The sequence below is a fragment of the Rickettsia fournieri genome (assembly GCF_900243065.1).
In the GTDB taxonomy this organism is placed as follows: Bacteria; Pseudomonadota; Alphaproteobacteria; order Rickettsiales; family Rickettsiaceae; genus Rickettsia; species Rickettsia rickettsii.
Genome location: NZ_LT978484.1, coordinates 232,510 through 245,699, shown reverse-complemented (window position 1 = coordinate 245,699; position 13,190 = coordinate 232,510). Strand labels below are relative to the sequence as shown.

The window sequence follows — 13,190 nt, the reverse complement described above, 5'->3', positions numbered from 1 at the left end:
TAACTTTAAAATGCCTGATGTAGTAATCTCTCAATATAAAAAAAGTAAAAAGGAAAAAATTATGGCAGATTTAGCTAAAATTGAAGAACAATTATCATCATTAACGTTAATGCAAGCAGCTGAGCTTGTGAAAATGTTAGAAGAAAAATGGGGTGTATCTGCAGCAGCTCCTGTAGCTGTAGCAGCTGCCGGTGCTGCAGCTCCTGCAGCTGAAGCAGTAGCTGAAAAAACTGAGTTTGAAGTAGTTTTAACAGCTGCTGGTGACAAGAAAGTTGAAGTAATTAAAGTTGTGAAAGATATCACAGGTCTTGGTTTAATTGAAGCTAAGAAATTAGTTGATGAAGCTCCAAAGCCGATTAAAAGCAATGTGAAAAAAGCAGAAGCAGACGAAATCAAAGGTAAGTTAGAAGCTGCTGGAGCAAAAGTTGAATTATTCGTATTTTAGATGTTTGTAAGTAAAAATTAATAAGATTTTTGTTGAGACAGTTGTTTTTATTCAAAGAAAAATCTTATAATTTTCAATCAAAAACAACTAAGTATATATTAATTTTTTTTACAGGACCTAATGTTTTTGCATTACAGATGAAATATTTTATAGCTTTAAATTAACTTCTTAAAATCCAAAAAGCCTTATTTTAGTAATTAAATTTGAATAAGGCTTTTTGGATTTTAAGAAGTTAATTTAAAGCTAATTTAAGTTATTTTTTTGAAATAGGATAAAGCTATTACATTAAAAATCTTATTGATTAAAATAATTTTGTTAACGTACCATAGTCTAGAAATTTAAATTATTAAAATTTTCTAGGTTCTGTGAACATTTATAATTGATTTTTAGTGAAAATTAATGAGGTTTTTGAAGGAATAGCTACCTATTTTTAAAAAATATTATAATTTGTTGCAACAAATAAATAACCAAAATCAAATCTTTTTGGAAATGTTCGTAGAGCCTACACAAGATCTAAATAAGAAACTTACTAGGTTTCTTTAATTTGAGTTCTATGTGAAAAATTTTAAAACAATATATTTTATTTTACTGCAAATTATAAGCATTTTATTGAAATAGGTATCTATTCCAATAAAAACTTTATTGTTTAAAATATAAATAATTTAAATTTTATATACAGAACCTAGGTTCTGAACACTTTTGATTAATGATTATAATTAGGAGATATTTTTAAGCGAAAATTAATAAGATTTTTGAGAGGAGAGTTTATTACTATTTCAAAAAAATCTTATGATTTACAGCTAAAAAGAGTCATAATTATGATTATTCTATTAAAAGTGCATAGGACCTAATCACTGTAATACGTGCAGTAATTTTATCAGTCAGGAGATTATATGGTTTCATTAAGGGATAATATAGAAGCACAACCCTTGTCACATAATAGAAGAATAAGAAAAAATTTCGGTCACATAAATTTAGTAGCAGATATACCGAATTTGATTGAAATTCAAAAAAATTCATATGAGAAAAACTTTCTACAGTTAAATATTAAAGATTCTGAAAGAAAAAACAAAGGTTTACAATCTATATTAAACTCAATTTTTCCTATTTCAGATTCCTCCAATATTGCTAATTTAGAATTTGTAAAATATGAATTCGATACTCCAAAATATGATGTAGAAGAGTGCAGTCAAAGAAGTTTAAGTTATGCTGCTCCTCTTAAAGTTACTTTAAGATTAAGTATTTGGGATATAGATGAGGATACTGGTACTAGAGAAATTAAAGGGATTAAAGAGCAAGAAGTATATATGGGTGATATCCCATTAATGACTAAAAACGGTACTTTTATTATCAACGGTACGGAAAGAGTAGTTGTATCACAAATGCATCGCTCACCTGGTGTATTCTTTTATCATGATGAAGGAAAAGTCCACTCTTCTGGCAAGCTTTTATATTCTGCTCGTGTTATTCCATATAGAGGATCTTGGCTTGATTTAGAATTCGACGCTAAGGATGTTATTTATTTCAGGATTGATAGAAAAAGAAAGCTTTATACTACTACTTTGCTTAGAGCTATAGGTATGAGTACTGAAGAAATTATAAAATTTTATTATAATTCAGTAACTTATAAGCTTGTTAAAAATAAAGGTTGGGCGGTTAAATTTATACCTCAGCATATTACTGTTCATCGTTTAACAAGTGATTTAGTAGATGCAGATACCGGAAATATTCTACTGAAAGCAGGACAAAAAATTACTCCGCGTTTGGCTAAAAAATATTTTGGGGAAGGGCTTAATAATATTTTAGTAGCTCATGAAACTTTAATCGGCAAATATCTATCCGAAGATTTAAGAGATCCTGCAAGCGATGAAGTATTAGCAAAAATCGGTGAAATGATTACTGCTGATATGCTAAATGTTATTAATGATCTTAAAATTAAAAATGTTAACGTATTAGTAATCAATCCTCAATCCGGTCCATATATAAGGAACACCTTATTTGCTGATAAAAATCAGGATCGTGAGGCAGCATTATGTGAGATTTTCAGAGTTCTAAGACCAGGCGAACCTGCTAATATCGAAGCGGCTGAAAGTCTGTTTTATAATTTATTCTTTGATACGGAAAGATATGATCTTTCAGAAGTCGGGCGAATAAAAATGAATTCTAGGTTAGAGCTGAATATTTCTGAAGAAGTTACGGTTTTAACAATTGATGATATTAAAAATATCGTAAGAGTTTTAGTAGAGCTTAAAGACGGTAAAGGTATCATAGACGATATTGATCATTTAGGTAATAGAAGGGTTAGATCGGTAGGTGAATTGATAGAAAATCAATTTAGAATAGGTTTAGTCCGAATGGAAAAATCTGTAATTGAAAGGATGTCGGCAGGTGATGTTGATACCGTAATGCCTCATGATTTAGTAAATTCTAAAATTTTAGTTTCAGTAGTAAAAGAATTTTTTAGTACCTCCCAATTATCCCAATTTATGGATCAAACAAATCCATTATCGGAAATAACTCATAAAAGAAGGCTATCGGCACTCGGTCCCGGAGGTCTTAGTCGAGATCGGGCAGGTTTTGAGGTGCGTGATGTACATCCGACTCATTACGGTCGTATTTGTCCTATTGAAACACCTGAAGGTCAGAATATCGGGTTAATTAACTCTATGGCTACTTATGCTAGAATAAATAAACACGGTTTTATAGAGAGTCCGTATAGAAGAGTTAAAGATGGATGTGTAACCGATGAAGTGGTATATCTTTCTGCTATTGAAGAAGGTAAATACAAAATCGGACAAGCAAATTCTAAAGTTAATAAAGACGGAAAGCTGCAAGGAGAGTTTATTAATTGCCGTGTTGAAGGCGGTAATTTTGTAATGGTAGAACCGTATGAGGTAGACTTCATTGATGTGACTCCTATGCAGGTAGTATCGGTTGCGGCTTCTCTTATACCTTTCTTAGAAAACGATGATGCTAACCGTGCTTTGATGGGTTCAAACATGCAAAGACAAGCCGTTCCTTTAATTAAAACGGATGCACCTTTTGTAGGTACCGGAGTTGAAGGGGTAGTAGCTAAAGATTCCGGAGCGTCAGTGCTTGCATTACATGATGGTATTGTTGAGCAGGTAGATTCAAATAGAATCGTGATTAGAACTCTAGAACAAAAAGTTGACGGTTCTCCTTCGGTTGATATTTATAACTTACTAAAATTCCAAAAATCCAATCATAATACTTGTATAAATCAAAAGCCTTTAGTTAAGGTCGGTCATTACGTTAAGAAAAACGATATTATAGCTGACGGTCCTAGTACGGATAATGGTGAAATTGCTTTAGGTCGAAACGTGCTTGTGGCTTTCTTACCTTGGAACGGTTATAATTTTGAAGATTCCATTTTAATATCCGAACGTATAGTAAAAGAGGATGTATTTACATCTATTCATATTGAAGAGTTTGAAGTAATAGCTAGAGATACACGCCTTGGTCCTGAAGAAATTACCCGTGATATACCGAATGTAAGTGAAGAAGCGTTGCGTCATCTTGATGAGGTCGGAATAATTTATATAGGTGCAGAAGTAAAAGCCGGTGATATTTTAGTTGGAAAAGTAACACCAAAAAGTGAATCGCCTATTACTCCTGAAGAGAAGCTACTACGTGCTATTTTCGGGGAAAAAGCTTTTGATGTAAAAGATTCATCGCTGCATGTACCTTCCGGAGTTAGTGGAACTGTAGTAGAAGTAAGGGTATTTTCTCGTAGAGGTGTAGAAAAAGACCAGCGCGCTATTGCTATTGAAAAACAACAAATTGAAAAATTTGCAAAAGACAGAGACGATGAATTAGAAATTATTGAGCATTTTGTGTTTAGTTGGCTTGAAAAGCTTTTAGTAGGGCAGGTGATTATTAACGGTCCTAAGCAAGTAAAAGTAGGACAAACTATTACTACTGAAATGCTAAAAGGCTTATATAAAGGGCAATTTTGGCAGATTACCGTGGAAGATGCAAATGTAATGAATGAAATAGAGCAGATAAAGACTCATTATGATGAGAAAAAAGAGGCTCTTGATAAAAGATTTGCTACTAAGGTAGAGAAATTGCAAAGTGGTGATGATTTACCTCAGGGAGCTTTAAAAGTAGTAAAAGTATTTATTGCAACTAAGCATAAATTACAACCCGGGGATAAAATGGCAGGAAGACACGGAAATAAAGGTGTTATTTCACGTATCGTACCTGAAGAAGATATGCCGTTTTTAGAAGATGGAACTGTGGTAGATATCGTTCTTAACCCTCTAGGTCTTCCGTCTCGTATGAATATAGGACAGATTTTAGAAACGCATCTTGGGTGGGCATCAATAAATTTAGCAAAAAAAATATCTACCTTAGTAAAGAAATATAAAAATAAACATATAGGTATTGAGCAGATTAAGAAATTCTTAATTGAACTGTATGGAGAAAATATTAATTCTATACTTGAAAGACCGGAAGAAGAGATTATTTCTTTTTGTAAGAAAGTAAGTAAAGGCGTACATTTTGCAACTCCTGTATTTGACGGAGCAAAAGTTCAGGACGTTAAAGATATGCTAAAGCTTGCCGGTCAAGACCCTTCAGGACAAGTGAAATTAATTGATGGTAGAACCGGTGAATATTTTGATCGTCTAGTAACCGTCGGACAGAAATATTTGCTGAAATTGCATCATTTAGTCGATAATAAAATTCACTCCCGTTCTATAGGACCTTATAGCTTAGTAACGCAGCAACCGCTTGGAGGTAAGTCTCATTTCGGCGGACAGCGTTTCGGGGAAATGGAATGCTGGGCATTACAAGCTTACGGTGCAGCTTATACGTTACAGGAAATGTTAACGGTTAAGTCGGATGACGTAAACGGTAGGATCAAAACTTATGATTCTATAGTACGTGGTGAAAATAATTTTGAATCAGGCATTCCTGAATCATTTAATGTTATGATAAAAGAATTTAGATCTTTATGTCTTAACGTAAAGCTTGAAGTAACTTCAAGTTAAGAAAGACAGGTCATTTAAACAGATAAAAAACTTGTTTTTTATCTGTTTTACTAGATTCCCGCTTTTGCGGGAATGACATATAGGGTGCAATAAGAACTCTGGGTAGACGAAGGTCAATTTCAAAAAGAGCTAGGAGTTCACAAGGCGAGGAGCGGAGCGTATACTTAATACGTGAGCACCGCAGAACTTGTAGAACGACAACGCCAATTTTTGAAATTCACCGAGTATATACGAGTAATTTTTAAGGAAAAGTATTTTTATGAGCGTAGTAAATTTTTACGGACAATTAAGTAATACTCAACAATTTGATCAGATAAGGATTAATATAGCAAGTCCCGATCAGGTACGTTCGTGGTCTTTCGGTGAAGTAACAAAACCTGAAACAATTAACTATCGAACTTTTAAACCTGAGAAAGATGGTTTATTTTGTGCAAGAATTTTTGGTCCGGTAAAAGATTATGAATGTCTCTGCGGTAAATATAAGCGGATGAAAAACCGTGGAATTACGTGTGAGAAATGCGGCGTTGAAGTTACGGTTTCTAGAGTCAGACGTGAAAGAATGGGGCATATTGAACTTGCAGCTCCCGTTGCTCATATTTGGTTTTTAAAGTCGCTACCTTCAAGAATTAGTACACTTCTTGATATGACAATGCGAGATGTAGAAAAGATTCTTTATTTTGAAAATTATGTAGTAGTTGACCCAGGGCTATCGATTTTACAAAAAGGCGAACTCTTAACAGAGGAAGAATTACAGAAAGCAAAAGATAAGTACGGTGAAGATGCATTTACTGCCTCTATAGGTGCAGAAGTAATACAACAAATGCTTAAAGAGCTTGATTTTTCAAAGTTAAAGCAAGAATTATACGAGGAATTACAAACCACTTTTTCAGAAGTCAAAAAGAAAAAATTAGTAAAGCGTTTAAAATTAGTAGAGGATTTTTTAGAGTCGGAAAACAAGCCGGAATGGATGATTATGGATGTTTTACCGGTTATTCCTCCTGAAATTAGACCGCTTGTTATGCTTGACGGCGGAAGATTTGCTACTTCAGACTTAAATGAACTTTATAGAAGAGTAATTAATAGAAATAATCGTTTAAAGAAATTAATAGAGTCAAAAGCTCCTGATATAATAGTCAGAAACGAAAAAAGAATGTTACAAGAAGCAGTGGATGCGTTATTTGATAACGGTCGTCGCGGTAGAGCAGCGAAAAATGCTAATAAGCGTCCATTTAAGTCATTAAGTGATATGCTTAAAGGTAAGCAGGGGCGTTTCCGTCAGAACTTGCTAGGTAAGAGGGTTGATTACTCAGGACGTTCGGTTATCGTGGTAGGACCTGAGCTTAAACTTCACCAGTGCGGTTTGCCTAAAAAAATGGCTCTGGAGTTATTTAAGCCGTTTATTTATTCTAAGCTTGAGTTGTACGGCATCGCTACAACTATTAAAGCCGCTAAAAGAATGGTGGAAGCTGAAAAATCCGAAGTGTGGGACGTGCTTGAAGAGGTAATTAGAGAGCATCCGGTTTTACTTAATAGGGCTCCGACGTTACATAGGCTTGGTATTCAAGCATTTGAACCGCTATTAATTGAAGGTAAAGCGATCCAGCTTCATCCGCTTGTGTGTGCTGCGTTCAATGCGGATTTTGATGGTGATCAGATGGCAGTACATATCCCGTTATCGATTGAAGCACAGCTTGAAGCTAGGGTATTTATGATGTCTACAAATAATATCTTAAGCCCCGCAAACGGTCGTCCTATAATTGTACCGGATAAAGATATAGTGCTTGGTTTATATTATCTAACCCTTGCATTTGATAATGAAGTAGGCGCAGGGATGATGTTCTCAGATTTAGCTGAGATGGAACATGCTTTATATAATAAATTTATAACTATTCATACAAAGATAAAATATCGCAGAAATCAGTTAAATGCCGAAGGTAAAATGGTCCCTGTTATCATTGATACTACTTACGGTAGGTTGATGGTCGGTGAGTTATTGCCTTCTAACCCTAATATAGAATTCAAGTTTATTAATAAACAACTAACTAAAAAAGACATATCATTAGTTATAGATTTAGTTTATCGTCACTGCGGTCAAAAAGCTACAGTAATTTTTGCCGATCAGCTAATGAAACTAGGTTTTAAATATGCTTGTTCTTCAGGTATTTCTTTTGGAATGGACGATATGGTAGTACCGGAATCTAAGAGTACTCATATCAACGAAACTCAGCTTGAAATAAAAGAATTTGAACAACAATATTCAAACGGTTTAATTACTTACGGAGAGAAATATAATAAAGTAGTCGATGCTTGGTCAAGATGTACCGATAGAGTAGCAAACGACATGATGAAAGAGATTGCTACGCCGCCGGTTAATGATGCTCCAAATCATCAGAAAATAAATGCTATATATATGATGGCTATTTCCGGAGCAAGAGGTTCTTTCCAGCAAATTAAGCAGCTAGGCGGTATGCGAGGTTTAATGACCAAATCAAACGGTCAAATTATACAAACTCCTATTATCTCTAACTTTAAGGAAGGATTAACTGAATTTGAGTGTTTTAATTCTGCTAACGGAATGCGTAAAGGGCAAATAGATACGGCTTTAAAAACGGCAAGCTCAGGTTACTTAACAAGAAAATTAGTAGATGTTGCACAAGATTGTATTATTACTGAAAAAGATTGTGGAACTGATAAAGGAATTGAAGTTAAGAGTGTTATTGAAGGTGGAGAAGTTATAGTACCTTTAGCTGAAAAGATTTTAGGTCGTACTGCTGCTATTGATATATTTCATCCGGTAACTAATGATCTAATTCTCAATAAAGGCGAGCTTATTAATGAATCAAAGTTAGAGCAGATTGAGTCGGCAGGACTCGACAGAATTATGATAAAATCCGTATTAACCTGTGAAAGTACTACCGGTATATGTAGCATATGTTACGGTAGGGATCTTGCTACCGGTACATTAGTATCGGAGGGTGAAGCAATCGGGATTATTGCTGCTCAATCTATCGGTGAACCGGGTACGCAGCTTACAATGAGAACTTTCCATATCGGAGGAGCGGCAACAAAAGGTGCTGAGGTTTCTTCCGTAGACGCTTCCTATGACGCAAAAGTGAAAATTATAAGTCGTAACATTGTTATTAATTCTGAAGAACGCAAAATTGTTATGAGCCGAAATTGTGAATTATTATTGCTTGATAATAACGGTAATGAAAAGGCTCGTCATAAAATTCCATACGGTGCTAGATTACTTGTTGATGACGGTGATATGGTGATTAAAACTCAAAAACTAGCAGAGTGGGATCCTTATACTATACCGATTATCACGGAGAAGTCAGGTAAAGTTTTATTCAAAGATATGGTTGAGGGTATTTCTATTCGTGACGTAACTGACGAAGCTACCGGAATACCGAGTAAAGTTATTATTGAATCAAAGCAATATTCACGCGGTGCAGAATTACGCCCGCGTATACAGCTTTTAGATGCTAAAGGTGAAGTTATCACCTTATCAAACGGTTTAGAAGCTAGATATTACTTGCCGGTTGGAGCAGTTTTAAGCGTAGAAGACGGAGTACAAATATCAGTAGGTGATATCATTGCACGTATACCAAAAGAATCAACCACTACTAAAGATATTACCGGTGGTTTACCAAGAGTTGCCGAGCTTGTAGAAGCAAGACGCCCTAAAGATCATGCAGTTATTGCCGAAATTGACGGTAGAGTAGAATTCGGTAAAGACTATAAATCTAAAAGACGTATTATTATACATCCGATTGATGAAACAATGTCTATTGAGTATATGGTACCAAAAGGCAAGCATGTTGTAGTTAACGAAGGTGACTTTGTTAAAAAAGGTGATTTATTGATTGACGGTAATCCGGTACTTCAAGATATTTTAAAAGTAATGGGCGTAGAGGTTCTTGCAAATTATATTGTTAAGGAGGTTCAAGCCGTTTATCGTCTACAAGGTGTAAAGATTGATGATAAGCACATAGAAGTTATTATCCGTCAGATGTTACAAAAAGTAGAGGTTACGGATTCAGGCGGAACTACGTTATTAGCAGGTGAAAAAATAGATAGATATGAATTTGATGAGATAAATGCAAAAGCTATGAAAAACGGTTTAAAACCTGCTGAAGCACAATTAATATTACAAGGTATTACTAAAGCTTCTCTGCAAACTAGATCGTTTATCTCTGCGGCATCATTCCAAGAGACTACTAGAGTTTTAACTGAAGCAGCTATTGCCGGTAAAGTAGATAAGTTGCGAGGACTAAAAGAAAACGTGATAGTTGGACGATTAGTACCTGCTGGAACCGGTTACTTTATGGATAAAATGCGTAAAGCAGCCGTAAAGCTTGATGAAGAGAATGTATAAATATACTAAGATAGAACTTGAAAAATTGGCTGTGTCGTCTTTGTAAGTCCTAGGATGCTGAACGTTTAATATACGCTCTGCTCCTCGACTTACAGACCCTTTGCTCTTTTCCAAGCTGATCTTCGTATGTATCGGATAGTTTATAAAAAACCCGTCATTGCGAGCCAGCATTTATGCTGGCGTGGCAATCTCATGAAATAATAACAAACTCCTAAGCTGGCTTCGTCAATTACTTTTTAATGTCCTTGCAATGACGGGGTGGTATCCACGCAACAATGCATTCCTAGCTAGAAGCAGGAATCCAGAAAAATAACCTTACTACGCATTATTGAAAAAAAAGCCTATAAAAAACTTGGTTTTTTATAGGCTTTTTCTTATTTCCCGCTTGCAGAAATGACGCTTTAATAACAAGCAATCGGTGCTGTTAAATGCTCGTAGGTTTTACCTAAATAAGATACTGGTTGTTCAAAGATATACGTATTATTGTTATCATAATTATAATTACCGTATAATTGTAATCTTGCTAAAGAATCGTCATATTGGAAGTTTTCAAGTGTTTCTTGATTTTTAGATATCTGAATTTCTGCTAAACAATGTTCAACATAAGTTTTCAGTACTTCTTGACGAATTGCATCATGTAAAGCTTTTAACATGAGTAAGTTTACTAATGGGTTAATACTATTATTTGCATTAGTAGTAATCGTAGCTTCTTCGTGTTTTTGATCAATAGACATCTTTCCAAACTTCGCTTCTAGAGGTAATTTAGACGTCGATCCGGTACTCGCATCCTCACGTATGTCTATATACGCTGCGGTGCTATGTTCCGTATCTCTTTTAAATTCCTCTCTATAAGCTGGTTTAGAAAGATGTCTAACAGGCAATTCAGAAATTAAAGACTCTTCATTGCTTACTTCTACCTTCTCTATTGCAAGATTTGCTGATGCAGCATTGACTTTTTCTTCAAAATTTATCTCTGGGAAAAGTGCTGTCACATCCGTTATTTCAAGTTTTCCTCCTTTTTTACCTACTTCATAAGCTTTAGCAATAATTTGTTTATAAATAACGTCAATTAATGCTCGTTTTGTTTGCATTTCATCAGAATAGTTAATTCCTCCTTCATTCCAAAACTTTACTATTTTAGACAAAGCAGGAATATATTTACCGGCCTTTGCTAAAAATTTTTGTATAAATGTAGGCTCAATAAGAGGGGTTAATGTAGGATTTTCTTCATATTTTCTAAATACATACTCGACAATTTTAGGTATAGTTTGATCTGATTCTGCTTCGTCAGGTAAGCCGTGTAATATTTTTTTGGCTGTTGCTTGACCCATCTTCTCATACAAAATATTAACCCCGATCCATGTCCATACCGGATTAGCCGTAAAACAAAGCTTTGTTATATAAAATGCTAGCGATATAGGTAGAGATAATAACTTTAAATAGTTAAGGCAAGTATACCGTATTGGATGAGGAGTGAGACTATAAATCTCACCCATATCTTGGTTTAACTCACATGATGTTTTAATCATTTTATACTTCTGCTCAATTAAATGAGAAGTGATGTCATATACTGGCATATTATTACTTAAATTTAACTAAATTCGTCAGTAAGATATAAAAAACGTTAACATTTGTCAAATGCTATTTAATGAGATTTTGTTTTAAATCAATTATATAATACTTGCAAAGTTTTATCAAGATAAATAGAATGATCCAAAGTCAAAAATAATATAAGGAGTAAGTATGCTTAATATAAATTTTGTGAATGAAGAATCATCTACTAATCAAGGTCTAGTAGTTTTTATTGATGAACAGTTAAAGCTTGATAGTAATTTAATATTACTTGATCAACAACATCATGGATTAATTTCTAAAACTATTCAGAATAAACTGCAATTTACCGGTAAATATGGACAGATCAAGGTTATTCCGTCCGTCATTAAATCAGGCGAGGTTAGATATTTGATAATAGCAGGTCTTGGGAATGAAGAAAAATTAACTGAAGCAAAAATTGAAGAGTTAGGCGGCAAAATCTTACAGCATGCAACCGGTTGTAAAATTTCTACTATCGGCTTAAAACTTACAAATAGAATTAGCAGGTTTACATCTCAAACATTTGCATCTTTAGTTGCTAGCGGTGCGTTTCTTGCTTCTTACAGATTTGATAAATATAGAACTACCTTAAAAGAAGCAGAGAAGTTCGCAGTAGAGTCAATTGAAATTTTTACCGATAATAGCACTGAAACGGCAAAATTATTTGAAATCAAAAAATTAATTGCTGAAGCAGTATTTTTTACAAGAGATATAAGTAATGAACCGTCAAATATTAAAACTCCTCAAGTTTATGCCGAAAGAATAGTTGATATACTTGAACCGCTAGGGGTAGATGTTGATGTTATCGGTGAACGTGAGATGAAAAACCTTGGTATGGGAGCATTACTTGGTGTGGGGCAAGGTTCACAAAACGAGTCAAAGTTAGTGGTGATGGAATATAAAGGTGGCAGTAAAGATGCTCCTACTATTGCTTTGGTCGGTAAAGGAGTGATTTTTGATACAGGCGGTATTTCATTAAAACCGTCAAGTGATATGCACTTAATGCGATACGATATGGGAGGTTCTGCAGCAGTTGTGGGTACCATCATTGCGGTTGCCGGTCAAAAATTACCTATAAATATAGTCGGTGTTGTAGGGCTTGTCGAAAATATGCCATCCGGTAATGCACAACGTCCAGGGGATGTAGTAACTACCATGTCAGGGCAAACTGTCGAAGTTTTAAATACCGATGCAGAAGGGCGTTTAGTACTTGCTGATGCTGTTTGGTATGCACAAGAAAAATTTAAGCCTAAATGCGTGATTGACGTTGCAACTCTAACAGGAGCAATAACCGTAGCACTTGGTAATACATATGCTGGTTGTTTTTCCAATAATGATGAGTTAGCTGATAAGTTAATAAAAGTAGGGGAAGAAGTTAATGAAAAACTTTGGAGAATGCCGCTGCATGATGAGTACGATACAATGATTAACTCCGACATAGCCGATATGGCAAATATCGGGAACGTACCGAGAGCTGCCGGAAGCTGCATAGCTGCAAATTTCATTAAACGTTTCATTAAAGATGGAGTAGATTGGGCTCATTTAGATATAGCAGGCGTTGCAAATAGTAATAAAGTTTCAGCACTCGGTCCTAAGGGGGCAGTAGGATACGGCGTGAGATTACTAGAGAAATTTATCAAAGAATATACTTAAATGCTATTCTTGCGTTGCATTGCCTGCATGGATACCGAGTCGTCATTGCGAGCAGCCTTAGGCTGCGTGGCAATCTCGTCAAATATCCTGAGATTGCTTCGTCAAT

At 34.8% G+C, this 13,190-nt stretch carries 5 protein-coding genes; 4 read left to right on the top strand and 1 reads right to left on the bottom strand.

Annotation, left to right across the window (positions count from 1 at the left end; translation table 11 throughout):
- The first annotated feature begins 61 nt into the window (after window positions 1-61).
- From rplL to rpoC, 3 genes are all read left to right on the top strand, one after another.
- The gene (rplL, locus tag C4Q30_RS04165) at window positions 62-445 is read left to right on the top strand and encodes a 50S ribosomal protein L7/L12 (protein WP_045805497.1); all 384 of its coding nucleotides are present in this window, start codon (window positions 62-64) and stop codon (window positions 443-445) included.
- A gap of 893 nt (window positions 446-1,338) precedes the next feature.
- A complete protein-coding gene (rpoB, locus tag C4Q30_RS04160; RefSeq protein ID WP_103897291.1) occupies window positions 1,339-5,460 on the top strand; it encodes a DNA-directed RNA polymerase subunit beta in 4,122 nt (1,373 codons plus the stop codon).
- 259 nt (window positions 5,461-5,719) lie between these two features.
- Window positions 5,720-9,838 (top strand): DNA-directed RNA polymerase subunit beta', encoded by a 4,119-nt coding sequence (gene rpoC / locus C4Q30_RS04155; RefSeq protein WP_103897290.1) that lies wholly within the window; start codon window positions 5,720-5,722, stop codon window positions 9,836-9,838.
- Window positions 9,839-10,239: 401 nt separating this feature from the next.
- Here the strand turns inward: rpoC and C4Q30_RS04145 are convergent, their stop codons facing one another.
- Window positions 10,240-11,415, bottom strand: coding sequence for a palindromic element RPE1 domain-containing protein (locus C4Q30_RS04145; RefSeq protein WP_103897289.1), 1,176 nt, complete (start codon window positions 11,413-11,415; stop codon window positions 10,240-10,242).
- Between the two features lie 166 nt (window positions 11,416-11,581).
- Between C4Q30_RS04145 and C4Q30_RS04140 the strand changes: the two genes are divergently transcribed.
- Complete coding sequence (locus C4Q30_RS04140; protein WP_103897288.1) at window positions 11,582-13,084, top strand: leucyl aminopeptidase; 1,503 nt, start codon at window positions 11,582-11,584, stop codon at window positions 13,082-13,084.
- Window positions 13,085-13,190: the final 106 nt, after the last annotated feature.